Source organism: Nitrobacter sp. TKz-YC01 (assembly GCF_047824785.1).
Classification (GTDB): domain Bacteria; phylum Pseudomonadota; class Alphaproteobacteria; order Rhizobiales; family Xanthobacteraceae; genus Nitrobacter.
The window spans coordinates 3487931-3513149 of record NZ_CP181167.1; the positions used below are offsets into that span (position 1 = coordinate 3487931).

A 25219-nucleotide genomic window follows, 5' to 3' on the forward strand; every position below is an offset into this window, starting at 1 on the left:
TCGGGATCATATGCTAGAGTCTGTTTCAACTGCGTTGAACCAGACTCGTCGCTTATCTTTATGTTTGAGCATGATCTTTTCCGAAAACCGGTTTCCACTTTTCGGGATCATGCTCTAGCGCTTGCAATCCTGCGCGACCTTGTCCAGCGCCTGGGACAGTCCCTTGAGGGAAAACACGTCGGTGGTTTGCGTCCCCCTCGACGACACACCCTTGACGGTCGCTTCGGAGCCCTTGCGCATGGCATCGATCAGCCGATCCTCATCGGCGGCGTTCTTGATCCAGATGCCGTCGCCCTGGGTATACATCGCGTAGCTCGCGCCGCTGACCTCGACCGTAGCTTCCGAGCCGGGCTTGAGCGGATAGCCCATTGTGACTGATACTTCGTTCGTCACTTTCTCCGCCGGCCGGGTGGAAACGAAGGCGTAGGCCGTATCGCGCGGCCGATTCGGCGGATTGGTCTTTGAAGACGTCGGCTTGGAGAGAGCGAAACACACTTTCTTGCCATTCGGCGAAGCGGTGTAGGCGCCCCATGCGCCGAACTGTCCCATCAGCGTCGGCTCGGAACTGCCGGCTGTCGGTGCGCTGAATGCGGGAGCAAGGCCGAGCCCACCTGCGAGCAGACTTCCCACCAGAACTGTCAGCAATTGCCGCATAGACATCATCAAATCTCGTCCTTCATCATTTGTGCTGGAAGATGGCTTGACGTGCGCGGATCACACATCACCGGGAATAACTGGAAACGCCTGATTTGTGAAGGCGGCCCATCCTTGCGGCTCGCGGCACGATTCGCAAGTTCTCTTCCCGCATCGGCACACGATGACGCCGCGCACGATCGCGTGACGAAGTCATGCATCCATAGCGATCGCGACAGGAGCCACGCCTTCATCATGAAGTTGAGGGTATCAGCAGCTTGATGCGCTTAGGCGGCTTCGTTCTCTATCCCGCGCTTTAATGCCGCGTGCGCGGCCTCGCGATGCTCCGGCGTGATATGCGCGGCGACGATCCTGATCGCCGTCGCGAGCACCGCGGCGTCGTCGGTGAAGCCGAGCACCGGCAGCATGTCGGGAACGAAATCAAGCGGCAGGACGAAGTAGGCGATGGCGCCGAGCAGCGACGCCTGCACATGACGCGGCGTTTGCTTGTCGAATGCGCAGTAGTAGGCAGCCAACAGATCTTCGGCGAAGGGCACGTGAGCAACGACGCGCTTCAGCTTGCTCCAGAACCGCCGGCGCACATTGTCGCGGTCCTGCGCCAGCCGATCGGCCGGCTCAAATCCCACGCTGTGTTTCGATGCCGCCATCAAGGTTCCCGAACGTATGTCGCGGCTCGTCAATGCCGCCGCACCTACAAAGTGGGAGCTATGTTTCTCCGCTGCAAGATCACAGGAAAAATCACAGGATCGACTCGCTCAGATCCCGCCGCACTGTCCCGCGATCGCGTTCATCGCTTCCGCCAGCCTGATGTCGCGCTCGGTGACGCCGCCGGCATCGTGGGTCGCGAGCACGACCTCCACCGTCCTGTAGACATTGCGCCACTCCGGGTGGTGGTCATTCTTTTCGGCGACCAGCGCGACGCGGGCCATGAAGCCGAAAGCCTCGTTGAAGTCCCGGAACGTGAAAGTTCGCGTGATGGCCTCGCGACCGGCGACCGGCGACCAGCCCGGCAGTTCGTTGAGCGCTCTGCTTCGTGCTTCATCCGATAATCGCTCCACCATGTTTGTCTCCTTTCGCAGGTTGGGAACAGGCTATGGTCAGCCAGGTTCACATTGGCGTGTTTTAGGGGCGAAGCGGAGCCTGCCGACCCCGAAGAATCCCATGAAATGTTGCTTCCGGCCGGGATTGAGCATATAAGAGCTATTTACGATGTATCTTATAAACGGATGTTCCCGGTCCCCGCCCGGCGTTTCCGCACTGGTATGTGATATAACGCCTTGGCTAAGGCGTTTGTTGATATATACGGCCTATATCGAGAACGGGCATCGCGGAGCCGCGCTTACGCGAGGGTTTGCGCCGGTGTTCGTCGCGTTTCCTATCTGCCTTCGCGGAGTCTTCGAGATGACCTTCGTTGTCACCGAAAATTGTATCAAGTGCAAATACATGGATTGTGTGGAGGTATGTCCGGTCGACTGCTTCTACGAAGGCGACAATATGCTCGTCATCAATCCCGACGAGTGCATCGACTGCGGCGTGTGCGAGCCTGAATGTCCGGCCGAGGCCATCAAGCCTGACTCCGAGCCGGACCTCGAAAACTGGCTCAAGCTGAACGCCGAATATTCCGCGGCCTGGCCGAACATCACCATCAAGCGCGATGCTCCCGCCGACGCGAAAACGTTCGACGGCGTCGCCGGCAAGCTGGAGCAGTATTTTTCGGCGAATCCCGGTCAAGGCGACTGAGCGATCCCATCGAAGCGGCAGAAACTCTGGTGACGCGGCTTGCGGCCAGGAACATCAGTGTGAAGCGAGCCTATGAGGCCCCCGCCGCTGACGATGGCGCGCGGATACTGGTCGATCGCCTATGGCCCAGGGGTCTCCGCAAGACGGATGCCGCCATCGATCTCTGGATAAAGGATATCGCGCCCAGCACCGGGCTGCGCAAATGGTTCGGGCATGATCCCGCCCGCTGGCCGGAGTTCCGGCAGCGGTATGTGGAAGAGATTGAACGGCACCCCGAACAACTCGACGAACTGCGGACCCGCGCGAGAACGGGACGGATCACGCTGGTGTTTGCGGCCCATGATGAAGCACACAACAGCGCGGTCGTCCTGAGAGACGTTCTTCTGGGCCGCGCCAGCTGAACCGCTCCATCCCGGAGGGCCGGCTGCGCTCAAAAGCGCGACAGCCGTTTCTGCCGATCATTAGAGCATTTTTGCTTCTGACTGAATCAGAAGCAAAGCTCTGGATTATTGTTTTAACGCGTTTTCTTCACGCGAACCGGTAGCCATCCTCGGATCAAGCCCGAGGACATGCTTCGCTCGAAAACGCTGTAGCAAGGCTCGACCTGTCAGGGCGCCATCAATCGCCGCCGCCCGCGGTCGAGCGGCGCAGTCCCCGCTCGACGAGACGGGCAAGGCGCCTGGAAAACTCAAGCGCATCACTGGGGCGGTCTCCATCGAGCACGCGCGCATCGTCGAGCAGCATCCGCGCGGCGTCCTCCCTGAACTCGCGATCATCCTGCCCGAGCGCTGCCAGCGAAGCGATCAGGGGATGCCCCGGATTCACCTCGAGCACCGGCTTGGATGCGCCCGCCAATTGTCCGACTCCGAGGAGGATTTTTTCCAGCTGCCGGTCGGGTCCCGACTCGGCTGCGACGAGGCAAACCGGGCTATCGGTGAGACGGTCCGACGAGCGGACGTCCGAGACCAGGTCCGAAAGCGTTGTCTTGAGGAAGGCGAGAAACTCCGTGACGCCCTCGCTGAGGTCCGGTGATGGCTCCGTGCCGGCGTCGAGGCGCGGGATCGCGGCCAGATCCGCCGCGCCCTGCGTCACCGATTTGAACGGCTTTTCCTCGAAGCTCGGTCCGGACGTGACCCAGAAGCTGTCGACGGGATCGGACAGCAGGAGAACCTCCACGCCGCGAGCGCGAAACCCTTCCAGATGCGGCGAGGCTTCGAGACGGGAGGCATCCTGCCCGGCGAGATAGTAGATCGAGGTCTGATTCTCCTTCAGGGAGCCGGCATAGTCCTTGAGACTCCGCAACGATCCGGCCGTTGTCTTGAAGCGGGAGAGCCGAAGAACGGTGTCGCGCCGATCGGCGGCATCGTAGATGCCTTCCTTGAACATCGGACCGAAGGCTTCCCAGATTTTCCCGTAGGCCTGCGCGTCCTTGTCAGCCAGCTTCTCAAGCTCGCCGAGGATACGGCCGGTGATGCTCTTCTTGATCGCGGCCAGGATCTGGCTTTCCTGAATCATTTCGCGCGAGATATTGAGCGGAAGGTCCGCCGAGTCGACGACACCGCGCACGAATCGCAGATAGCGGGGCAACAGATCAGCATCCTCGGTGATGAAGACCCGCCTCACATAAAGCTTGAGCTGATGCTTCTTGTCCGGTTCGAACAGATCGAAAGGCCGGTTCTGCGGTACGAACAGCAGCGCCGTGAACTCCTGCCGTCCCTCGGCGCGGAAATGCACCGTCAGCGCGGGTTCGTCGAACTGGCCCGCGACGCTTCGGTAGAAATCGGCGTATTCGGAAACGCTGATCTCGCCGCGCGGCCGGGTCCAGAGCGCCGCGCCATCGGCGATCTCGGCCGGCTCGGCTCCGGGCTTCTCGATGAGAGCGATCGGAACCGGCACATGCCCCGATTGCTCCCTGATCATCTGCTCCAGCTTGACCCGATCGGCATACCCCGTGGCGTCTTCGGTCAGATGAAGCGTCACGCGGGTTCCTCTCGCGGGAGCTTCACTCTCATCCACGGGCGTGACCGTGAAAGTCCCCTTCCCGTCCGATGACCAGCGCCACGCCTCCCTGGCGCCCGCGCGCCGCGAGACCACATCGACCTGATCGGCCACCATGAAGGCCGAATAGAATCCGACCCCGAACTGACCGATCAAAGAGACGCCGTCGCCCGACTCCGCGGCCTGAGCCTGCTCGATGAAGGCCTTGGTGCCCGACCGTGCGATGGTTCCCAGCGCGTCGACCAGTTCGTCCCGGCCCATGCCGATGCCGTTGTCCTCGACCGTCAGTTGCCGCCGTTCCGCATCGATGGCGATGGAGATCTGCGGCCTGGTCTCGTCCGCCAGCAACGCGGGATCGCTGATCGCCTCATAACGCAGACGCTCGCAGGCGTCCGCGGCATTCGAAATCAGCTCCCGCAAGAATACGTCCTTGTCGGAATAGACCGAGTGCACCATCATCTGGAGCAGCTTGGCCACATCCGCCTCAAACACCCGGCTTTCGGCCGCGCCGTTCTTGTCGATTGTCGAGGTCATATCTTCTACCCTTGATCAACTTGACGCAAAAACTCAGTGCGATTCAGAAGTTTACCTTCTCGTCCCGACGGGTCCGGTCAAGCTAGCCTCCGAGCCTGCCCGCACGACAAGACGCCGGTACGGCCTGGATTCTGATGTTTGCATCAGGTGTTTGCATCAGGTTCGCAATGGACACGCGAATCCGGGAACCGGAGTTCCCCGCGCCGGGATGATATAGAAGCCATCCGCGTGTCATTCCAGTGCGTTGCGCCTGCCGCGCCCCCGGAAAAATGCGTGGTCGCCAGCCCGGCACCGGCGAGTCATTTAGAATAAACCTAATCTCGTGCGGTAGTAATGCGAAGCCCGCTTCGCTAAACACGTTGCAACGATCTTGAAGGGTACCGCCCGCGCCTCCTGGATTCTGCAAAATACTGACCCGGCGACGAGACAAATGGACAATCCGGATAGATTGACAGTCGATGGCGACGAACTCTGGCAGCGAAAGAAGCGCCGCGCCTTCTTCATCAATCAGCTCTATCAATGGCACTGGATCAGCTCAGGCCTGTGTTTGATCGGCATGCTGCTGTTCGCCCTGACCGGAATTACGCTGAACAACGCCGGTCAGATCGAATCCAAGCCCGCGGTGACGATGCGTCAGGCACAACTGCCGCAGGCTCTGATCGCCGACCTGACGTCTGATCCAGGCAACGCCAAGGCGGCTCTGCCACCCGGCATCAGCGAGTGGCTGCGGCGCGAGATCGGCGTCAGCACCGCGGGACGCGACACCGAATGGTCGTCCGACGAGGTCTATGTCGCTCTGCCCCGGCCTGGCGGCGACGCATGGCTCAGCATCCAGCGCGACGGCAGTGGCGCTGTGTCGTATGAGGTGACCGACCGCGGCTGGATCGCCTATCTCAATGATCTGCACAAGGGCCGTCACACCGGCAAGGCGTGGAGCTGGTTCATCGACGTGTTCGCGGCCGCCGCGATCACCTTCTGTCTCACCGGCCTGTTGCTCCTGCAGCTTCATGCCAGGCGGCGACCGGCTACCTGGCCCGTCGTGACTCTGGGGTTGATGATTCCAACCCTGCTCGCTGTTCTTCTCATCCATGGCTAGAAGGTAAACAATGCGCCTTTTGATTTCCGCCGCACTCACGACCCTTGCCGCAAGTTCGTCGCTGGCTTCCGAGGCGACAATCAGCATCGATGTTCCCCAGCTCGACGTCGCCGAGTACCACAAGCCTTACGTCGCGATGTGGGTGGAACAGGCCGACGGCGGCAAGATCACCAATCTAGCCGTGTGGTACGACGTCAACCACAAGAAGAACGAGGGTACGAAGTGGCTCAAGGACGTGCGGCAGTGGTGGCGCCGCACCGGCCGTGAACTCGCGCTGCCCGTCGATGGATTATCCAGCCCGACCCGCGCGCCCGGCACCCATCAGGTCAAGTTTGATAGCGCCAGCAAACCGCTCGAAGGACTGACGCCGGGCAAATACCAGCTCGTCATCGAGGCTGCTCGCGAAGTCGGCGGCCGTGAGTTGCTGAAGATCCCCTTCGAATGGCCGCCGAAGGCTCCCGCGACCAGCGAAGCCAAGGGGGAGCGTGAGCTTGGCGCGGTCACATTGAAATTGACGCCCTAGAGCGTCGCTTCCGATGACATCAGGAACAGAACGCCACGAGTCGATCTGACGCGCTTTTCTCGGGAGCCGATACTTATCGTTCGAAAACGCCTTGGTCCGCGCACTCGAACCCACCGTGCATTAATCGCCTCACAGCTTTCATGGAAAGGATTTCGCCATGACCAACCATCTCAAGCTCGCATTGATCGCGGCGACGGTTTCGCTGCTTGCCCCGCCTGCGCAGGCTCATCGCGCCTGGCTGCTGCCATCCGCCACCGTCCTGTCCGGCTCCGACCTCTGGGTCACGGTCGACGGCGCCATCTCTAACGACCTGTTCTATTTCGAGCATAACCCGTTGCCGCTCGACAAGCTGGCGATCGAAGGTCCCGACGGCAAGGCCGTCACCCCGGAGAACCTGGCTAAAGGCCGCTTCCGCAGCACCGTCGATTTCAAGCTGGCGCAACCCGGCACCTACAAACTGAGCCTGACGCACCAGGGCCTGTTCGCGAGTTATAAACTGGACGGCGAAAACAAGCGCTGGCGCGGCAAGCCCGACGAACTGGCCAAGGCCATTCCCGCCAAGGCGACTGATGTGAAGGTCACGGAAAACCGCAGCCGGATCGAAACTTTCGTCACATCGGGCAAGCCTTCGTCCAACACGCTGAAACCGACCGGCGTTGGACTTGAGATGATTCCGGTGACCCATCCCAACAATCTGGCGGTGGGAGAGAAGGCAACGTTCCGCCTCGTGCTGGACGGCAAGCCTGCCGGCAATGTCGCGGTCGAGATCGTTCCGGGCGGGATCCGCTATCGCGACACACTGAACGACAGCAAGGCCACCACCGACGAGTCCGGCACTTTCAGCGTCACATTCCCGGATCCCGGCTTCTACTGGGTGAAAGCATCGGTGCAGGACGACAAGAGCACGATCAAGGACGCGCAGCAGCGCCGCAGCACGTACATCACCACGGTCGAAGTGCTGCCGCAGTAACGCGATGACCGCGCCGGTCACGCGGCGTGTGGCCATCCCGATCATCCCGGAGATGCCGCACGCCGTACCTTCGGCGGAGCGCATCCGGGAGTTCGCCGGCACGACCATGGGCACGACGTGGTCGGTCAGGTTTGTCGGATCGTCCGCCAGCGCGCAAACGGTGCAGCGGATGATTCCGCGAGCCCTTGAGCGCGTGATCGCGCAGATGAGCCCGTGGGAAGACCAGTCCGACATCAGCCGGTTCAACCGCCTCACGTTGAACCAATGGCAGGATCTGCCGCCGGAGTTCGGCCGGGTCATGGTGAGCGCGCTGCGCATCGCGGCGGAATCCGGCGGCGCTTATGATCCCACCATGGGAGCGCTGGTCGATCTCTGGGGTTTTGGTCCGAGCGGCGCTCGCGCCTCGCCGCCATCGCCGGATGAGATTGACGGACGCCGCCGGGAGTGCGGATGGCGGCGGCTCGACCTGAATGCCGCCGCCTACCGCCTGCGGCGATCCAGTCACGGACTGCTCGATCTCTGTGGCATCGCCAAGGGATTTGCGGTCGATCTGGTGGTGGAAACCTTGCGCGGGCTCGGGATCCACAACGCGCTGGTGGAGATCGGCGGCGAATTGCGGGGCCTCGGCGTCAAGCCGGACGGCAGCCCGTGGTGGGTCGAGATCGATCGGCCGGCGCGGCCAAAGGACAATACCGCCGCCGAACCGATCCTGGTCGCGCTGCACCAGCTTGCGATCGCGACATCCGGATGCGAACGCGGCTTCACGCGCGGCGCGGACCACTTCTCCCACACCCTGGATCCGCGAACCGGATGGCCGATCACCAACGGCATGATGACCGCGACTGTCCTGCATTCCTCGTGCATGGAAGCCGATGGCTACGCCACCGCGCTGATGGTGCTTGGACCTGACGCCGGTGTCGATTTCGCCGTCAAGCACCAGCTTGCGGCTCTCATCCTGTTCAGGCATGGCGATGCGGTCATGGAACGGACGACGCCGGCTCTCGATGCCATGCTGGCGTGAGAGTGATCATGCCCTGACCGCAAAACCAGCCTCCGCTTTCACGGAATACGCGGGAAGCTCGCCCACCAGCGCGATCGCCTCCCGCAGAACGTCGACGCGCGCATCAGCCTTCACACCGTTCTCGGCAAGATAGCGCCGAAACCCGCGCGCGCCGGGCACGCCATGAAACGCGCCGACAAGATGCCGGGTGATGGAATGCAGCCGCGCGCCGCCCGCAAGCTGTTCCTCGATGTAGGGGACCATGGCTTCCAGCGCCTGCTTCATCGTCGCATGTGGCCGTGCCTCTCCAAAGAGTACGGACTCGACTTCCAGCAAACGCCACGGCTCCTGATAGGCGGCGCGACCCAGCATGACGCCATCGACATGCGCCAGATGCTGTTTCGCTTCCGCGATCCCGTCGATGCCGCCGTTGATGATGATGGGCAGGCCGGGAAACGACGCCTTCAACCGGTAAACCCTGCCATAGTCCAGCGGCGGAACATTGCGGTTCTCCTTCGGAGACAGCCCCTGAAGCCAGGCTTTCCGCGCGTGGACGATCAGCGCGTCAACGCCGGCGGCGACAACCTTGCACGCGAACGCATCAAGGGCGGATTCCATGTCCTGGTCGTCGATACCGATCCTGCACTTCACGGTGACCGGAACCGAAACCGCGCGTTTCATGGCGTTGACGCTCTCGGCGACGATGTCCGGTTCGGCCATCAAGCAGGCTCCGAACCGTCCGTCCTTCACACGGTCGGACGGGCAGCCGACGTTCAGATTGATTTCGTCGTAACCGAAATCCTCGCCGATCCTTGCGGCGGTCGCGAGATCGGCCGGATCTGATCCGCCGAGCTGGAGCGCGACCGGGTGCTCAACATCGCTGAACCCGAGCAAACGATCGCGCGCGCCATGAATCACAGCACCAGCCGTCAGCATCTCGGTGTAGAGCCACGCCCTGCGCGTGAGCAGACGATGGAACACACGGCAATGACGGTCGGTCCAATCCATCATCGGGGCGACACTAAATATGGATTCGCATTTCTTTGCGTATTTTTCTTTTGTTATCAGTGCCATATCTCAAATATCTCTCAAATATCCGTCTCTATGACCCGCCTGCACGCCAACTATATGTAGATCGTTTTTGACTGAAATTGACCATTTTCTCATTTCAGTACAACATGTAGTACCAAAACAGAGACCGCGTTGTACCGAAAATGGGCACCATAATACCGCGCCGCCGAGCTGACGGCTCGACCGCCTATCTTGCACAGATTTTGAAGAAACAAGATGGCCGGATCGTACACCGCGAGTCGCGAACGTTCGACCGAAAGGCGGTGGCAAAGGCGTGGATCGAGAAGCGCGAGGCCGACATCGCCGCTCCCGGTGGACTTGAGCGAGCACAGACTCCGAAGGGTACGCTGCACATTGGCGATCATCCAGCACTGGGCGGGCACTCGAACTTCGCAAGCGGAATCTTTCGATCGTCTGTAAGAGCATCGAAGACTTCGGCGATGGCCGAAAGTACACGCCGATCGACTTGGTTAAGGAGGCGCGCGGCTGTGACGCGGATACCGCGCTGGGTTGGTTGCTCGACCGGCTTCCGGATGATGAGCCGAAGATCGTTCTGGTCAATGGACCGAAGACCATCGCGAGAATCCGATCGGAAGGGCGTGAGCCTCTTGTTGAGAGGTCGTTTCACGACAACGATAATCGGCCGCGCGTTGCCACCAACGCACCGGGCTCATCATTCAAGCGTTTCGTTCCTGGGCAGTTCGAAGTCGCCGAGTACTTGATCAAGGGTATCTTGCCCTTGCACGGCGTCGCATTTCTTGGCGGGCAGTACAACTCCGGCAAGACCTTTTTTGCGATGGACGTCGGGATGCACCTCATCCACGGAGCGGAGTTCCTTGGACGTAAGACTAAGCCCAGCGCGGTACTATGGATTGCTGCGGAAGGCGCGGGCATCGTGGAGCAACGCATGGAGGCCGCGAGGCTTGCGAAGTTCGAGGCTTGCATTGGTGTAACTCACTTCCCGTTTCTTTGGAAAGAGCCGAAGCTGGAGAAGGACACCGATGCCATTCTCGCCAGCCTTGGCACCATGATCCGGGAAGCGAAGAACGAATGCGAACAGCATCACCCTGACCGGCCTCTGCGGCTTGTCGTGGTCGATACGTTGCCAGCCTATTTTTCGCTTAAGGATGAAAACGACAACGCTGAAGTCGCGACCTTCGTGGCGAAGCTGGGCAAAATCGCGCGAGATATGAATGTCCTGATCATGCCGATTCATCATGTCGGCAAGAACGCAGATGGCGGACTCCGGGGTGCAAGCGCATTAGGCGCTGGCGCGGACGCTGTGCTTGTCACTTTGGCGGATATCCATCCCACGACCGGGCAAGTAACTGGACCGCGCACCTTGTCACTCGCAAAGACTCGGGGCGGCGCACCCGGCCCGCTGACAACATTCAGTATCAACGAGGTTGTGATCGGGGTTGATCGGGATGGCGAGGATATTCCGGTGGGTTATGTGCAGTACGCTCCTCTGGAAGCGAGCAGCAAGGGCAAGGGTAAGAGCAAGCCGCTGTCACGTGGCGACCGGTGTTTCTTCGCCGTACTCGACGAAACTATCCTGGCCCATGGTAAGGAACACCGGGTGCATGGCGATGGCCCCGTGGTTCGCGCTGTATCCCGCGAAGTTGTGCGTAAGGAATTTGCCCGACGCTATGTCGAAGATGGTTCAGGCAATGCCGGCTCAGGCGAGCGCAGCGCATGGAAGCGGGCGTTCGATAATGCCATGACGGCAGGCAGCGTGGGGGGCGAGCAGTTCAATGTCGAGAATGCATTGATTTGGCGGGTATAGCGTCCCCGGTTTCGCGACGTTGGAGGGACGTGACGCGCCAGTGTATCTAATTGAATATATTTAATATTTAGCGTCCCCAAATCTATTGTCACTTTAGGGACGCTAGAGACGCTGGCAAAATCCGCACCCACCACCCCCTTTGGGGGTGGTGGGTAGGATGCCCAAAATAGCAAGCGTCGCAGCGTCCCTGGGTCCTATAGGGGACGCTTTTTTGGGTCGCTAAAAAACTATATATATCAACTACTTAAAAAGTAGCGTGTCAATCGGCCCTTTAATTGCGGGTTGTTGTCAACTCTCTTTTTGAAGCCATTCGGCAAAGTGGTAACGCTCGGCCCGACGGAGCAGGTCCGGGTTGCGCAGACGGGGCGAGCGCGGCTGGTGGATCGATAGCCAACTCGTATAGTGGGCCGATTAGCTGTCACCTGGCTTCAATGCGATCAGTTGCCCGTCGCTGGGGTCATGGTCCTTTCCGAGGTCGCAAGCGCCTCATGATGATGTCCGGATCGGGCGCCTCATCGTTTGCAACGGGGTGCGGACGAGCCGCCACCAGCCGATTGACCGAGGTCACCACGACCACCGTCCCAGCGGGACATCGCCAGCCCGGCGGACCGGGCCAGGAACTTGCAAAATAAGGTCAGGCCGGCGCGTTGCCCCAGTCGAATGATGTGCCGTCGACCCAGATGCAGTGGAGGATGACAGCGATCTTGCGGGCGATAGCAACCTTTGCCTTTTTCATGCCGATCCGCTTCGCAAGTTTCATACCCCAGGCTTTGAGGGAGGACCATTTCTTTGTTCGATAAAGCAGAACGGTCGCCGCCTCGTAAAGGTACGTTCGGAGGAGCCTGTCGCCCCATCGGGATATCTTGCCACTAGTGTCAGTCTCACCAGATTGGTTGCGCCGAGGTGTGAGGCCGAGATAGGCGCCGACTGTCGAGGCCGATCGGAAGCGAGACGGGTCATCGATCGTATGGCGGAACGTCAAGGCGGTGACCACGCCGACACCAGGAACTGTCATCAGGCGACGCGTCGTCTCGTCCGACTTCGCCAATCGGCGGACCTCGTCGTCAAATTTGCTTTGCTGCTGGCAGATGAGTTCATGAATCGACAAGAGCGGCGCGATCACGCTGAGGAGTTGATGATCTTCGCCCAATAGCTCGCCAACCTGGTTACGGAACTGTTGGCCAATGGCGCGAGGGAATAGCAACCCACACTCCTTGATCAGACTGCGGACCTGGTTCTCGATATCCCGGCGTATGGACACAAGGCGGAATCGCGCCACGAGGATAGCTCGAACCTTCTGGCTCTTCTCACTCTTGATTTTGACTTCTCGAAACCAACCAACCCGCACCAGTTCGGCAAGGCCCCGAGCATCGTTCTGATCGCTTTTGTTCATGCGGACCGATAGTGCTGCGTGTGCATGCCTTGCATCGATGCAAACGACGGGGAGTTCGACCCTACGAAGCTCATGCCAAAGCCAGCTCGCCATTGCGCCCGTCTCAAAGCCGATACGCTCCGCCAGTGGCGCATGTTTACGAAGTAACTTTGACAGATCTCCAGGATGAGACTTGGCCTTTCCTTCAAAAATTGCTTCACCCGTCTCATTGACTACGCAAACCGCAGTCTCTCTCTGCGAGACATCTAGCCCGACGTATTGCCGCATGACAGCTCCTCCGAATCGTTTGATTGCGAGAGGTAGACGATAACGGAGCTCTCGTGCCCGAGCGCTGACCGCAATTACGCCATCGTTCGCAAATTTGACCCCGTATCGGCGTTCAATTTTGACGCCTTTGCGCGGCGTGGTTTGATAGCGCTCGACTCGTCGGAGCTGGCCGGGATTGCGGAGACGAGGCGAGCGCGGGTGGCGTGATCGTCGTCGCGGCTTTTGAATCGCCAGCTGTCGTTGCCGGTCTCGACAATGTCGCAGTGGTGGGTGAGCCGGTCGAGCAGCGCGGTTGTCATCTTGGCGTCGCCGAACACGCTTGGCCATTCGCCAAAGGCGAGATTGGTTGTGACGACGATGGACGTGCGCTCGTAGAGCCTGCTGACGAGATGGAACAGGAGCTGGCCGCCGGATTGAGCGAACGGCAGGTAGCCGAGTTCGTCGAGGACGATGAAGTCCATCCTGGTCAGATGCTCGGCGATACGACCTTGTCGTCCGTTGCGGGTCTCGATCTCGAGGCGGTTGACGAGGTCGACCACGTTGTAGAAGCGACCGCGGGCGCTGGAGCGGATGCAGCTTCTGGCGATTGCGATGGCCAGATGGGTCTTGCCGGTGCCGGTACCGCCGACGAGCACGGCGTTGCGTTGCTGGGCGATGAAGCCGCCGCCGGCGAGGTCGTTGACGAGCGTCTGGTTGATCGGCGTGCCGTCGAACTGGAAGTCGGCGAGATCCTTGGCCAGCGGCAGCTTGGCGATGGTGAGCTGGTACTTGATTGAGCGGGCCTGCTTCTCATTGATCTCGGCGTTGAGCAGGTCGCCGACAATGCGCTGGGGTTCATGCTGGCGCTTGATGGCGGTCGCCATGATCTCGTCGAAGGCAGCTTTCATGCCATAGAGCTTCAACTCACCCATGAGGTCGAACAGTTGAGTACGTTCCATCAGATGGTTCTCCTAAGGCTGTCATAACGGGCACAGTCGGCGATCGGCGCATGGCGCAGGATCAGCGCCGCGGGAGTGAGGATGTTGGCTGGTGGAGCGGGTTCGCGTTGACGGGCCAGGATGTTGAGCACGACGTCAGCGGAATGAACGCCATGAGCGATCGCCTCGGCGCAGGCTGCTTCAACGGCCGGCAGACCATCGGTCAGCACCGCATTGAGGATGTCGACCATCTGCCGGTTGCCATCGTCGGTGCTGGCGAGCCTGCGCCGGATCCGTTCGATCGCGGCCGGCAGCACCCAGTCCTTGAAGGGAGCGCCGTTACGCAAGGCGCCGGGCTTGCGCGCGAGCACCGGCACATAGTGCCAGGGATCGTAGGTCGTCTCGCCGCGTGCGAAGGATCGCGGATGCTCCGCCACGATCCGTCCATCCTGACGGATTACGATGCGGTCGGCCTAGGCCTGAACCTCGACCGGGCGTCCGACGGCGCTGGCCGCGACCGAGTATTTGTTATTGTCGAAGCGTACCAAACAGGTCTTGGAGACAGACGCCGGCACCGCGTGGAAGCCGTCGAACCGGCCGGCATAGGGAACGAGCTTGGGGCGCTCGGCTTCGAACACGTCCCAGATCGTCTGATCGGCCAGTTCCGGATGGCGATGCGCCTTGGCGTAAGTGATGCATTTGTCGAGCAGCCAGACGTTTAGCTCGTCGAGGGTTTTGAATCGCAGCCGTGGTGTGAAGAAGCGTTCCCGGACCAGTCCGACCTGGTTCTCGACCTGGCCCTTCTCCCAGCCCGACGCCGGCGTGCAGGCAACCGGGTCAACCAGATAGTGGCTGCACATCTGCAGGAAGCGGCGATTGTAGCGGCGATCCTTGCCGACAAAGATCGCCTCCACCGCCGTCTTCATGTTGTCGTAGATGCCGAGGCTGCAGGTCCCTTTGAACAGCGCGAACGCCCGGTCATGGGCGTCGAACACCATCTCCTGCGTCTCGCGCGGATAGGCTCGCACGAACAGCATGCGGCTGTGGCACAGCCGGACATGAGCGACCTTCACGATCGCCGTCACGCCGTTGAGGAGAACGATCTCATGGCTCCAGTCGAATTGGTAGGCTTCGCCCGCCGCAAAGCTCAACGGAACATAGGCCGCCGCGGTCGATTGCCCGCGCTCCTTGTTCCACCGCTTGGCGTAACGCCGCACGGCATCGTAACCACCGTCATAGCCGCGGCCGCGAAGCTCTTCGAAAATCCGGATCAAGGTCAGTTGTTCGCGCGCGGATTTGGTCGCGTTCGCCGCCAGCAACACATCGAGCTCAGATGCCCAGTGTCCAAGCTTGGGCCACGGCTGAACCTGCCGCTCGTACTCGAACGAGGTCTCTCCCGACCTCAGCACCTTCCGGACCGTGTTCCGGGACACCTTAAGGTCGCGGGCGATCGCCCTGATCGTCTTGCCCTTGATGAAGTGTTCGCGCCGTATCCGCGCAATCGTCTCCACGACCAGCATCTCCCACCACCTGCTTCGTTACAAAGCAGGCAGCGCAACAGACCAACCTTCAGGGGGTCAATTTTGGACGCCGAGCCCCCGGCTTAGAGGGTCAATATTGCAGGCCGAATGACAGACCGCGGATCGCGCGCAGCCATCATCATGCGACGAGCCAGTGCGCACATGCCAATTGCACTGACCAAAACAGGCATTCGATTAGCTTGCGGGTGACAGAGTCCGCATCAGCATAGGTTGGGGTTGGGGTTGGGGTTGGGGTTTGGCTTCAAACCCAACTCGAAGCAGGTTCAAAGTTTCGGTTATGGAACCGGGTTTTACCTCTGTCGTCAATGTTGCATTGCAGAGCAAAATCCCGGTCTCGACGTCGCGCAGAAATCCGCTATACTTCCCCGCATGATCGAGCCAGCATCTGTCATGGCTTCGACAGCCTATGACTTATATTATCTGGTGAACGGCGAGCGCTACTTCTGGCGCAGCGCAGGTCATGGTGTGTCGCTGATCGACGCGGGGTACGACTCCGGCGTCGCTTGGCGCGCTGCCAATGGCGAAATTGGCCGACAACTCTTAGCCAACGTTATCTCCGTGAATATGCGCGGCACGGATGGCCGGATTGACGCCAACAAGTGCCGCATCGATTTTCGTGGCGGTCGCTTTCTCGTCATCACCGACGCGGGCATCAACGGCAGGGCCGACCGTTTCCGTACCCCCGTCTATCATAATTTCATCCGCGCGCTGCACAAACGCCTTGAGAACGCGCCGGAAGGCAGCATCCGTTTCACGGCTGGCGTCTCGCGAGCGTACCGCAACGCGATGCTGGCGCTCACCGCCATGGCGGGACTACTGTTCGTGGTGACGCCGGCGGTACTGGTGGTTGACTTCCATGAATGGCGCGCGCTCGGCCCACTAACAGCCGGTGCTACATTCATCTGGCCGTTCTGGAAGAAGATCGGCACCAATCGACCACATGCCTACGACCCCCACCATCCGCCGGGCGAGCCGATGGATTAGGTTGTATTGAGCGGGGCGCGGCGCGCCTGGCCTGCTTTGACTTTTAATCGCAGGCCAGATTGACAACCGGATGCGCTGGTTTCTGGCGGAGCCTGAAGCCGAGCAGCGGGGCTGTTGAGTGATTAGAGCAAGAGCGCAGGACAGCCACATCCGCGAACCAGAGGCGGCGCAGTGGGGATTGAGGAATCATCGACGCGGTTTGCAAAATGAACAGTATCCCGTTTGACGGGACAGGCGGGCGCATCGAACACGACGGCCTGCGGTACGTCTATAAGTTTGCGGTACAGCTAGACGCGACTCGATTTTGGGACCGCTTCGACGGGTGATGGCTTCGCAGCGAAGGGTTCATTTTTCCGGACCGTCCGAAAGGCTTACCGACACTTCGTGAGCATGTTGATTTGAATCGATTTGGAAGGCGGCCGACCGGGAGATAATCAGTCCCGAAGCCGTGAATGGCGTGAGCTAAAACATTCAAGTAGCATCTGACGGGAACCGATCCTACCTCGGGAGGCTCTAATGATGTTGCTTAATCGGGTTCTCGTTGCTGGAGGCCTAGTCACGGTCTTTCTAATTTTCACCTTAAGTATGATTTACCGATGAAAGCCCTGCATGCGAAGTGATTTCAGAGCTTAAGCGTCTCTTGATCGTAACGCTTATCACGCTCGGGTCGCCGCCTGCATTTGCCATGCTCGTTCACACTCTGACTCTATTCCGTTCTCAAAGAACAAATCAACGTCGCTAAGTTCAACCCGCGCGATTCCTAACAGTCAGTGAAGACACTACACCACCATCACCGCGCACTCGCAAATGCGATCGTGGGCCATGCGCCCAACTCCATCAACGGGGCGGGTGGACTTCCGTTGACGAAGCGCTCGGCTTTGCCAGAGCGCGCTTGAAGAATTGCGACGGCCCACCTCCACCGCTCTATTTTATAGAACTCCTGTTAGCAAGCTGACTCAAGTGAGATAATCGTCGTTGCTTTGCACACAACGCGCGATCTGTTAAACCGCTCGTTCTACGATTGAAGGAGTGAGATTTTTCCTAAGAGGAAGCCGGGTGTTCGTCGCGAGTGGACGAAGGACGACGTTCGCACTCTCAAGACACTCGTGAAGCAAAAGGCTGGCGTCGCGAAGATTGCAAAGACGTTGAAGCGAACACCAGGCGCAACGGCAGCCAAGGCGCATACGATGGGTGTTTCTCTCAGAATGCAGTAGTGATCGCTATCGCCCTGAGGTGGTGCCGGTTTCTGAGACAGGGGCATAAGGTGGATCGCCCGATGAAAAGGACGATCCGGTATGAAGACACGCAGACGATTTACGGCTGAGTTCAAGGCCAAGGTTGCGCTTGAGGCGATCCGTGGCGAGCGGACGATTTCGGAACTGGCGACAAAGCACCAGCTTCATCCGAACCAGATTACGCAGTGGAAACGGCAGGCCATCGAGAACCTGGCCAAGACGTTCGACGACAAGGCTGCTGATGCGCAGGTCGGCCGGGAAGCCGAGGTGACCAAGCTGCACGCCAAGATTGGCCAGCTTGTCGTTGAGCGGGATTTTTTGGCCAAGGCCTTCGATCGCTGAGCCTGGATCGGAGGAGAATGATGATTGACCCCGATCACAACCGGCTCTCGATCCGCCGCCAGTGCGAACTGGTCTCGATCTCGCGGGCGTCGTTCTACCGACAGCCCGCCGGCGAGACGCCCGAGAACCTCGAACTGATGCGCACCATCGACGAGGCCTTCATGGAGACGCCCTGGTATGGCTCCCGGCAGATGGCCCGGCATCTGCGGCGTCAGGGCTGGTGCGTGGGTCGCAAGCGGGTCCGGCGGCTGATGCGCAAGATCGGTCTGTCGCCGATCTACCAGGCGCCGAGAACCAGCGAGCCGCATCCGCAGCATCGCATCTATCCCTACCTGCTGCGGCACCTGGCGATCGAGCGGCCGGATCACGTTTGGTGTGCCGATGTGACCTATATCCCGATGCGGCGCGGCTTCCTTTACCTCGTGGCCATCATGGACTGGTTCAGCCGCAAGGTCCTGGCCTGGCGGTTGTCGAACACGATGGATGCCGACTTCTGTGTTGCCGCTCTCGAAGAGGCGATCGCCTGCCATGGCAGGCCCGACATCTTCAACACCGACCAAGGCTCGCAGTTCACTAGCTTCGCCTTCACGACGACGCTGAAGGATGCCGGCATCCGCATCTCCATGGACGGGCGCGGCCGCTGGATGGACAACGTCTTCATCGAACGACTGTGGCGCAGCCTCAAATATGAGTGCGTCTTCCTCAGCACATTCGAAACGGGAAGCCAAGCCCGCTGCGGCATCGGCTCCTGGATAGACTATTACAACCGGCGACGCCCGCACTCGACCTTCGCCGGCAGGACGCCCGACGAAGTCCATGCTATGGCGGAAATGACGGAGCAATTGGCGGCGTAGAAACGAACCCGATCCACCTTAGCCAGGCCGCCAAACTGTCTCACCAAGCGGGTCCACCTCACCCATTCCACCCTTGTCACAATGATCGACTGCGGGCTTTGCTTGAGGCTTACGCAATCGGTCAACTCTGTCCAGATCACCTTGGGCATGGTGGAATTGGATAGGACGATTCATGTCGCGCTATATTCCGCTTTTTGCTCTTGCTCGCCATAACCGCCGCTTCCGCCCAAGAGCCAAAGACCATCAAAGTCACGCAACCGCTCAACGAGACGGCGCTTTATGAAGTGAAAGACGATGGCACTGTGTTCATTGATTGGACCGAAGTCGAAACATTCGCAGCGAGCAAGCAAAATCCATTCTCACACCCCAGGCCCAAGTCATGCTGGCGATCCGTGATCGGCAAGTGGAAAGCCATGGATAATGCAAGATGGCGTGACTTCGAAGCAGAAGTGGATGCCGCTCGGCGGGAACGAGTTGAACAAGCGATGGTACATTTCATTCTCGTCGATTCCGCTTGGTCTGACATTACCTTCGCACCTTGCTCGCAAACCTCACGCGGGAAGTCTAATCGCGGAACGTTGAGCTAAACCCGTGTGGTAGCGGTAGGATTCCGAACGACTTGCGTATTCGATTTTCCGGTGCGGACAGACGATTGATAACCTTTACCATCTCGCAGCCCAATCTGCTTCGCCACGGTGAAGACCGCCGGGATCACTACCAAAGTCAGCACCGTTGACGATATCATGCCGCCGATCATCGGTACCGCGATCCTCTGCATCACTTCCGATCCGGTACCGGTGCTCCACATGATCGGCAACAACCCCGCGATGATCGCGACGACGGTCATCATCTTGGGACGCACGCGCTCGACTGCGCCTTCCATGACCGCGTCGTAGAGGTCCTTGCGCGTGATCGACCGCCCCTCCGCCGCGCGCTGAACCTCGATCGCGTCATAGGCCTGGTTGAGATAAATCAACATGACAACACCGGTCTGGGCGGCGACGCCCGCGAGTGCAATGAATCCAACGGCGACGGCAATGGACATATTGAAGCCGAGCCACCAGATGAGCCACACGCCTCCAACGACGGCGAAGGGTAAGGACAGCATGACGATCAGTGTCTCTGTCAGCGCCCGAAAATTGAGATAAAGTAGCAGGAAGATGATCAGCAGTGTCACCGGCACGACGATCTTCAATCGTGCTTCGGCGCGCTGCAGATATTCATACTGACCGCTCCAACCGACCGAATAGCCCGTCGGCAGCTTTACTGATGCTGCGACCACCTTCTGGGCCTCAGCAACATAGCCGCCAAGATCGCGGCCGCTGATATCGACATAGATATAGGTCGCAAGCTGGCCATTTTCGGTGCGGATCGAGGTCGCGCCACGCGTGAGTTGGACCTTCGCAACTTCGCCAAGCGGAATGGCGCCGCTGCCGGGAAGCGGAACTTCCACATCCGTGGCAATGGCCTGTGGGCTGGAGCGCAGATCGCGCGGGTAGCGGATGTTTACGCCATAGCGTTCGCGCCCTTCGACCGTCGTCGTCACCGTCTGGCCGCCGAGCGCGGTGGCGATGACGTCCTGAACGTCACCGACGGATAAGCCGTAGCGACCGAGCGCTTTCCGGTCGGGCACGATGTCGAGATAGTAGCCGCCGATCACACGTTCGGCATAGGCGCTCGATGTGCCGGGCACAGTGCGCAGGACCGCTTCGATCTGGCGGGCGATCTTCTCCATCTCGGAGAGATCGGTGCCGAACACCTTCACGCCAACGGGCGTGCGAATGCCGGTCGAGAGCATGTCGATACGGGCGCGAATCGGCATCGTCCAGGCGTTTGAGACGCCGGGGAATTGCAGCGCAATATCCATCTCGGCCTTGAGGTCGTCAATGGTGATACCCGGTCGCCACTGGTCCTTCGGCCTCAGGTTTATGATCGTCTCGAACATCTCCGTTGGAGCCGGATCAGTTGCCGTCGCGGCGCGCCCGGCCTTGCCATAGACCGACTCCACCTCCGGGAAGGATTTGATAATGCGATCCTGCATCTGCAGAAGCTCGGCCGCCTTCGTCACCGAGATACCCGGCAGCGTCGTTGGCATGTAAAGCAGCGTACCCTCGTTCAAGTTTGGCATGAACTCGGAACCGAGCTGGCGCGCCGGCCAGATGCTGACGGCGAGTGCGGCAAGGGCGAGCAGGATCGTCAAGATCTTCGTCTTGAGCACTGCGCGGATGAGCGGACGATAAATCCAGATCAGAAATCGGTTGATCGGGTTCTTGTGCTCCGGGATGATGCGTCCACGCATGAAAATCACCATGAGCGCCGGCACGAGCGTAACTGACAGGAACGCCGCCGCCGCCATCGCAAAGGTCTTGGTGAAAGCGAGCGGGCCGAAGAGCCGCCCCTCCTGCGATTCGAGGGTGAAGATCGGCAGAAACGAAACGGTGATGATGAGCAGGCTAAAGAACAGGGGTGACCCGACCTCGCTTGCCGCATTGATCAGAATCTGAATACGCGGCTTGTCAGTGGGTGCCCGCTCCAGATGCTTGTGCGCGTTCTCAATCATGACGATGGTGGCGTCGATCATTGCACCGACGGCAATGGCGATGCCGCCCAGGCTCATGATATTGGAACCGATCCCGATCGCCTTCATGCCGATGAAAGCCATGAGGATGCCGACCGGCAGCATCAATATGGCGACCAGCGCGCTGCGCAGATGCAGCAGGAAGACCACACAAACGAGCGCGACAACCATGCTCTCCTCGGCCAGCGTATGTCGCAGCGTCTTCACAGCAGCTTCGATAAGGTGCGAGCGGTCATAGACCGGCACGATCTCCGCATCTTTCGGCAGGCTGCCGGCGATGTCGGCTAGGCGCTGCTTGACGCTGTCGATCACGGTCAATGCATTGGCGCCGAAGCGCTGAAGCACGATGCCGCTTGCTACCTCGCCTTCGCCGTTTAGTTCGGTGATACCGCGCCGTTCGTCCGGGCCGATCTCGACGCGCGCCACGTCCTTGAGGCGAAGCGGCACGCCCTGTTCGGATTTCAGGACGATGTTCTCGATGTCGGCCGGCGATTTGATGTAGCCGCGCCCGCGCACCATGAACTCGAACTCGGATAGCTCAAGCGTGCGACCGCCGACATCCTGGTTGCTGTTGCGTACAGCGTCACGCACGGCAGCGAGCGAAATCCCCTGCGCGCGAAGCCGCAGCGGATCGACGATGATGTTGTATTGCTTGACGAAGCCGCCAACGCTCGCGACTTCGGCGACGCCTTCGGCTTTCGAAGCGGCGAATCGGATCACCCAATCCTGCAGCGAGCGCAGCTCGGCGAGGCTCACTTCCTTGGCGATAACGGCGTATTGATAGACCCAGCCTACGCCTGTCGCGTCGGGCCCGAGGCCCGGCGTCACGCCTGCGGGCAAGCGCTTTGCAGTGGCGTTGAGATATTCGAGCACACGGCTGCGCGCCCAATAAGGGTCGGTGCCGTCCTCGAAGATCACATATACGAAGGAGACGCCAAAGAAGGAGAAGCCCCGCACCACCTTGGACCTTGGCACCGTCAGCATGGCGCTCGTCAGCGGATAGGTGACTTGATCCTCGACCACCTGCGGCGCTTGGCCAGGATAGTCTGTGTAGACGATGACCTGGATGTCCGAGAGGTCCGGAATGGCGTCCAACGGCAGCGTCTTGAGAGCGTAGACACCGGCGGCGACAGCGAAGACGGTGCCGACGAAGATCAGGACGAGGTTGCGCGCCGACCACGCGATCAAGCGGACAATCATGGCGTGCTCTCCCCCGCGGTCATCCCGGTGAGCGCAGCCTTGAGGTTGCTTTCCGCATCGATCAGAAAGTTGGCAGAGACGACGACGCGGTCGCCGGACACGACTCCGTTTCGAATCTCGGTGTAGCCGCCGCCGCGCGTGCCGATCTTGACCTCACGGGGCTCAAAGCGGCCTTCACCCTGATCGATAAGGACAATTTGACGGGCTCCGCTGTGGATTACCGCGCTGTCGGAAACGGTCACAACCTGATCGCTCGAACCGCTCGCGATTTCGACATCGGCGTACATGTCCGGAAGCAGAGCTCCATCCGGATTGGGCATTTCAATGCGGACTTTGGCCGTGCGTGTCTCCTTTGCCACCTGCGGGTAGATTAGGGCGACACGACCGCTGAACGTTCGGCCTGGCGCGCTGCGTAGTCGGATCGTGGCAGCGGCTCCGACGGCCACGGCGCCAAGTTGAAATTCGGGCACATTGGCGACGATCCAAACTGTCGAAATGTCGGCGAGTCGGAAGAGGACCTCCCCAGATGCTGCCTTCATGCCCTGGACGGCATTTCGCTCCAATACAATGCCGTTTCGGGGCGCTCGCCATGTCATCGAAAGCGGCGGCCTGCGGGTCTTTTCAATCTCGGCGATGTCCTCAGGTGGAATGCCAAGATTTTCAAGCCTTTGGCGCCCGCCGCCGCGGGCGTTGTCCTTACTGCTAATGTTAAGGTCCGTCAGAAACTGCGCGCCGGCCACCGCGACGTCGGGCGAATAGAACTTTAGAAGAGTCTGGCCTTTAGTAATTCTGTCGCCTGTCGTCACCTCCGCTACCTCGTTGATGAAGGCGTCAGAGCGGGTCGCGACCACCGTCACGCGGCGCTCGTCAAGCTGAACCGTGCCTGGAGCTCGCACGGAATTGACGATGGCCCTCTTAACGGCGACCTCTGTTCGCACGCCGGTTCGTTGCAGCTTGCCCGCACTGATCTTGACGGAAGAGCCATCCTCACCTTCGCCGGCATAGACGGGGATGTAGTCCATCCCCATCGAATCCTTCTTGGGCGTCGGCGAGGTGTCGGGAAGGCCCATCGGATTGCGATAATAGAGAACCTTCTTCGGCTCACCGCTCGCCGGCGGAACGGCGTCCCCATTTGCCGTCGGCTCGTCTTCGAAGCGAATGTCCTCGCTCGCATGCACGGCGAGGAAGTCGCGTCCATCCAGCCTCTTGCGCGGCTCGGCCGAATAGCTCGGTCGACCGTCCGGATCGCGATAATAGATCACTGGCCCGGACGCCGCCGGATCGGCATGGACGGAAACGGACGCGGTGTTCTCAAGCCAGGAAATGGCTTGCATCCATGGAATGGGCGGCAGCACGATTGCGCGCTGGCCGGCCCAATAGCCTCCAGCCCCCGCCGCCAGAACGGCGGCGAAGGTGAGGCTTCGGCCCGCCCGGTTCATGGTACGGCTCTAAAGACGAGCTTGTTTTCGACGGAGCCGGTCTCGCCCTGGACCTTCGCGCCAATCGAAAGCTGCCAGCCGCCGGCCATGCTGAGATTGGCCTTGAACTGGTAGATGCCTGGTTCGGAGCTTGGGACCGGTGTTACCTTCGTCGCCATCTCCTGCATGCCGTCCGGCGCCATATCGAGCCGGGTTGCGAAGATCACGGCGTCGGATACCGATTTTCCTGTTTTAGTATTGATCAACTTGACCGCGATGATTTTGTCAGGCCCGGCCTGGACGGTCTGGTCAATTGCTTCGAACTTGTAGTCTTTGATGTCCGCAAAAGCTGCCGTGCTGGCCATGCAGATTGCGGCCATGCCGGTGAACGCACCCAGAAGAGGGCGTGCGTAGTTTGAAGTGTTCATTTCTGAGTCCTCGATCGAAAAATAGTCTGCCGCAAGGCGGCATGAACCGTCCGCGCAGAATCTTGCCTGCGCGGCGTCGAACGGCGATCGATGCGCCGATCAGACCAAGTTTCGAGGAGGATGGTCGGGCGGCGGACGATCGAGCCCGTCGCTCATAAGGTCGTCATGTACCACTGGCTTGTACTGCTTGACCGGCCGCTCTGTCACAGCATCGGCAACAGGATATGTTGCCAGATTCTTGAGCATGCAAATTGCGCGCAGCGGGCAATCCTTGCAGTCATTCTTCTTTTGCGTGTCCGGGCAGCATGGCATTTCGTCGGCCATCGACGCCATATCGGACATCACGACATAGGACGGCTCCATCGCGGCCACCGGCGAAACCAGCGGGGCCGTAATCAAGCCAGCAATCACGAACATTGCCAGAAGACGAGCAATAAAGCGAAAAAGGCGATCGGAATGCATCACTCTACTTTGTCACGACGCAAGGATTTGGGAAAGCAGTAATCCCTCACATATTCGGCACTCCCGCATTAAATTAGCGGATCGATCTTCGCCTCGTGGTGGCTCTAACACCCGCGCACCAATCGCCGGGACACGGTCCAGCCTGTGCAGGTCGGGTAAACAGGCAGCGCTACGGCCATGCGGTGCGCGAGTTATTCCGACGGCTGATCACCCACTGATTTGCCGCGC

22 protein-coding genes and 1 pseudogene are annotated in these 25219 nt (G+C 60.1%); 11 read left to right on the plus strand and 12 right to left on the minus strand.

The annotated features are described in order from the left end of the window. Positions 1–114 precede the first annotated feature (114 nt). The 3 genes from ACMYR2_RS16680 to ACMYR2_RS16690 form a co-directional block, all read right to left on the minus strand. Positions 115–663 carry an invasion associated locus B family protein gene (locus ACMYR2_RS16680; RefSeq protein ID WP_347263490.1) on the minus strand — a complete coding sequence of 183 codons (549 nt, stop codon included), beginning with the start codon at positions 661–663 and terminating at the stop codon, positions 115–117. 257 nt (positions 664–920) lie between these two features. Beyond that, positions 921–1301 (minus strand): YkvA family protein, encoded by a 381-nt coding sequence (locus ACMYR2_RS16685; protein ID WP_347263489.1) that lies wholly within the window; start codon positions 1299–1301, stop codon positions 921–923. 108 nt (positions 1302–1409) lie between these two features. Beyond that, entirely contained in the window at positions 1410–1715 is a 306-nt protein-coding gene (locus ACMYR2_RS16690) for a 4a-hydroxytetrahydrobiopterin dehydratase (RefSeq protein ID WP_347263488.1), read from the minus strand. Positions 1716–2055: 340 nt separating this feature from the next. Here ACMYR2_RS16690 and fdxA point away from each other — a divergent pair, with 340 nt between their 5' ends. Together fdxA and ACMYR2_RS16700 are read left to right on the plus strand one after the other, a co-directional pair. Further along, complete coding sequence (fdxA, locus tag ACMYR2_RS16695; protein ID WP_141384560.1) at positions 2056–2394, plus strand: ferredoxin FdxA; 339 nt, start codon at positions 2056–2058, stop codon at positions 2392–2394. A gap of 29 nt (positions 2395–2423) precedes the next feature. Continuing rightward, positions 2424–2795, plus strand: coding sequence for a DUF488 domain-containing protein (locus ACMYR2_RS16700; protein ID WP_347263487.1), 372 nt, complete (start codon positions 2424–2426; stop codon positions 2793–2795). A gap of 217 nt (positions 2796–3012) precedes the next feature. Here ACMYR2_RS16700 and htpG read toward each other — a convergent pair whose 3' ends face one another. Continuing rightward, positions 3013–4926, minus strand: a complete 1914-nt coding sequence (gene htpG / locus ACMYR2_RS16705; protein WP_416193316.1) for a molecular chaperone HtpG — start codon at positions 4924–4926, stop codon at positions 3013–3015. Between the two features lie 430 nt (positions 4927–5356). Between htpG and ACMYR2_RS16710 the strand changes: the two genes are divergently transcribed. The 4 genes from ACMYR2_RS16710 (at position 5357) to ACMYR2_RS16725 (ending at position 8536) form a co-directional block, all read left to right on the plus strand. Beyond that, entirely contained in the window at positions 5357–6022 is a 666-nt protein-coding gene (locus ACMYR2_RS16710) for a PepSY-associated TM helix domain-containing protein (protein ID WP_347263485.1), read from the plus strand. Positions 6023–6032: 10 nt separating this feature from the next. Further along, a complete protein-coding gene (locus ACMYR2_RS16715; protein WP_347263484.1) occupies positions 6033–6545 on the plus strand; it encodes a DUF2271 domain-containing protein in 513 nt (170 codons plus the stop codon). Between the two features lie 157 nt (positions 6546–6702). Continuing rightward, on the plus strand, positions 6703–7515 hold the full coding sequence (locus ACMYR2_RS16720) for a DUF4198 domain-containing protein (RefSeq protein ID WP_347263483.1): 813 nt from the start codon (positions 6703–6705) through the stop codon (positions 7513–7515). A gap of 4 nt (positions 7516–7519) precedes the next feature. Continuing rightward, a complete protein-coding gene (locus ACMYR2_RS16725; RefSeq protein WP_347263482.1) occupies positions 7520–8536 on the plus strand; it encodes an FAD:protein FMN transferase in 1017 nt (338 codons plus the stop codon). A 6-nt stretch (positions 8537–8542) separates the two neighbouring features. Here ACMYR2_RS16725 and dusA read toward each other — a convergent pair whose 3' ends face one another. Next, positions 8543–9526 carry a tRNA dihydrouridine(20/20a) synthase DusA gene (dusA, locus tag ACMYR2_RS16730; RefSeq protein ID WP_416193317.1) on the minus strand — a complete coding sequence of 328 codons (984 nt, stop codon included), beginning with the start codon at positions 9524–9526 and terminating at the stop codon, positions 8543–8545. 526 nt (positions 9527–10052) lie between these two features. On the opposite strand from dusA, the gene ACMYR2_RS16735 reads away from it, so the two are divergent. After that, a complete protein-coding gene (locus ACMYR2_RS16735) occupies positions 10053–11372 on the plus strand; it encodes an AAA family ATPase (RefSeq protein WP_416193318.1) in 1320 nt (439 codons plus the stop codon). 634 nt (positions 11373–12006) lie between these two features. Here ACMYR2_RS16735 and ACMYR2_RS16740 read toward each other — a convergent pair. The 3 genes and pseudogenes from ACMYR2_RS16740 to istA form a co-directional block, all read right to left on the minus strand. After that, complete coding sequence (locus ACMYR2_RS16740) at positions 12007–13032, minus strand: IS110 family transposase (RefSeq protein WP_416192988.1); 1026 nt, start codon at positions 13030–13032, stop codon at positions 12007–12009. 74 nt (positions 13033–13106) lie between these two features. Further along, positions 13107–13970, minus strand: a complete 864-nt coding sequence (gene istB, locus ACMYR2_RS16745; RefSeq protein ID WP_416193319.1) for an IS21-like element helper ATPase IstB — start codon at positions 13968–13970, stop codon at positions 13107–13109. Continuing rightward, a pseudogene (istA, locus tag ACMYR2_RS16750) lies at positions 13970–15469 on the minus strand (IS21 family transposase). The gene istB and the pseudogene istA overlap by 1 nt, the downstream one beginning before the upstream one ends. A 390-nt stretch (positions 15470–15859) precedes the next feature. Here istA and ACMYR2_RS16755 point away from each other — a divergent pair. The 4 genes from ACMYR2_RS16755 (at position 15860) to ACMYR2_RS16770 (ending at position 19492) form a co-directional block, all read left to right on the plus strand. Next, entirely contained in the window at positions 15860–16474 is a 615-nt protein-coding gene (locus ACMYR2_RS16755; RefSeq protein ID WP_416193320.1) for a hypothetical protein, read from the plus strand. 1034 nt (positions 16475–17508) lie between these two features. Continuing rightward, on the plus strand, positions 17509–17688 hold the full coding sequence (locus ACMYR2_RS16760; protein ID WP_416194120.1) for a hypothetical protein: 180 nt from the start codon (positions 17509–17511) through the stop codon (positions 17686–17688). 81 nt (positions 17689–17769) lie between these two features. Next, positions 17770–18905 (plus strand): IS3 family transposase gene (locus ACMYR2_RS16765; protein ID WP_416192834.1). Its coding sequence is split into 2 segments (ribosomal slippage): positions 17770–18040 and positions 18040–18905, totalling 1137 coding nucleotides; the frame shifts between segments, so codons are not numbered across the junction. A 194-nt stretch (positions 18906–19099) separates the two neighbouring features. Further along, positions 19100–19492, plus strand: coding sequence for a hypothetical protein (locus ACMYR2_RS16770; protein ID WP_416193321.1), 393 nt, complete (start codon positions 19100–19102; stop codon positions 19490–19492). Here ACMYR2_RS16770 and ACMYR2_RS16775 read toward each other — a convergent pair. The 4 genes from ACMYR2_RS16775 to ACMYR2_RS16790 all read right to left on the minus strand — a co-directional run bounded on the left by ACMYR2_RS16775 (position 19489) and on the right by ACMYR2_RS16790 (position 24991). Further along, complete coding sequence (locus ACMYR2_RS16775) at positions 19489–22683, minus strand: efflux RND transporter permease subunit (protein WP_416193322.1); 3195 nt, start codon at positions 22681–22683, stop codon at positions 19489–19491. The two genes, ACMYR2_RS16770 and ACMYR2_RS16775, sit on opposite strands and share 4 nt — an antisense overlap. Beyond that, on the minus strand, positions 22680–24122 hold the full coding sequence (locus ACMYR2_RS16780; RefSeq protein WP_347262961.1) for an efflux RND transporter periplasmic adaptor subunit: 1443 nt from the start codon (positions 24120–24122) through the stop codon (positions 22680–22682). The genes ACMYR2_RS16775 and ACMYR2_RS16780 overlap by 4 nt, the downstream gene beginning before the upstream one ends. After that, positions 24119–24529, minus strand: coding sequence for a FixH family protein (locus ACMYR2_RS16785; RefSeq protein ID WP_347262960.1), 411 nt, complete (start codon positions 24527–24529; stop codon positions 24119–24121). Before ACMYR2_RS16785 ends, ACMYR2_RS16780 begins: the two co-directional genes overlap by 4 nt. Before the next feature lie 99 nt (positions 24530–24628). Continuing rightward, positions 24629–24991 (minus strand): hypothetical protein, encoded by a 363-nt coding sequence (locus tag ACMYR2_RS16790; RefSeq protein ID WP_347262959.1) that lies wholly within the window; start codon positions 24989–24991, stop codon positions 24629–24631. Positions 24992–25219: the final 228 nt, after the last annotated feature.

Excerpts from the sequence above, each read along its gene's own strand:
- ACMYR2_RS16680 (WP_347263490.1), bottom strand. The coding sequence starts at position 663 with ATGATGTCTATGCGGCAATTGCTGACAGTTCTGGTGGGAAGTCTGCTC.
- ACMYR2_RS16740 (WP_416192988.1), bottom strand. The coding sequence starts at position 13,032 with ATGCGGCAATACGTCGGGCTAGATGTCTCGCAGAGAGAGACTGCGGTT.
- htpG (WP_416193316.1), bottom strand. The coding sequence starts at position 4,926 with ATGACCTCGACAATCGACAAGAACGGCGCGGCCGAAAGCCGGGTGTTT.
- ACMYR2_RS16775 (WP_416193322.1), bottom strand. The coding sequence starts at position 22,683 with ATGATTGTCCGCTTGATCGCGTGGTCGGCGCGCAACCTCGTCCTGATC.
- ACMYR2_RS16715 (WP_347263484.1), top strand. The coding sequence starts at position 6,033 with ATGCGCCTTTTGATTTCCGCCGCACTCACGACCCTTGCCGCAAGTTCG.
- ACMYR2_RS16755 (WP_416193320.1), top strand. The coding sequence starts at position 15,860 with ATGATCGAGCCAGCATCTGTCATGGCTTCGACAGCCTATGACTTATAT.
- dusA (WP_416193317.1), bottom strand. The coding sequence starts at position 9,526 with ATGATGGATTGGACCGACCGTCATTGCCGTGTGTTCCATCGTCTGCTC.
- ACMYR2_RS16725 (WP_347263482.1), top strand. The coding sequence starts at position 7,520 with ATGACCGCGCCGGTCACGCGGCGTGTGGCCATCCCGATCATCCCGGAG.
- ACMYR2_RS16710 (WP_347263485.1), top strand. The coding sequence starts at position 5,357 with ATGGACAATCCGGATAGATTGACAGTCGATGGCGACGAACTCTGGCAG.
- ACMYR2_RS16790 (WP_347262959.1), bottom strand. The coding sequence starts at position 24,991 with ATGCATTCCGATCGCCTTTTTCGCTTTATTGCTCGTCTTCTGGCAATG.
- ACMYR2_RS16785 (WP_347262960.1), bottom strand. The coding sequence starts at position 24,529 with ATGAACACTTCAAACTACGCACGCCCTCTTCTGGGTGCGTTCACCGGC.
- ACMYR2_RS16685 (WP_347263489.1), bottom strand. The coding sequence starts at position 1,301 with ATGGCGGCATCGAAACACAGCGTGGGATTTGAGCCGGCCGATCGGCTG.
- fdxA (WP_141384560.1), top strand. The coding sequence starts at position 2,056 with ATGACCTTCGTTGTCACCGAAAATTGTATCAAGTGCAAATACATGGAT.
- istB (WP_416193319.1), bottom strand. The coding sequence starts at position 13,970 with ATGGAACGTACTCAACTGTTCGACCTCATGGGTGAGTTGAAGCTCTAT.
- ACMYR2_RS16720 (WP_347263483.1), top strand. The coding sequence starts at position 6,703 with ATGACCAACCATCTCAAGCTCGCATTGATCGCGGCGACGGTTTCGCTG.
- ACMYR2_RS16690 (WP_347263488.1), bottom strand. The coding sequence starts at position 1,715 with ATGGTGGAGCGATTATCGGATGAAGCACGAAGCAGAGCGCTCAACGAA.
- ACMYR2_RS16780 (WP_347262961.1), bottom strand. The coding sequence starts at position 24,122 with ATGAACCGGGCGGGCCGAAGCCTCACCTTCGCCGCCGTTCTGGCGGCG.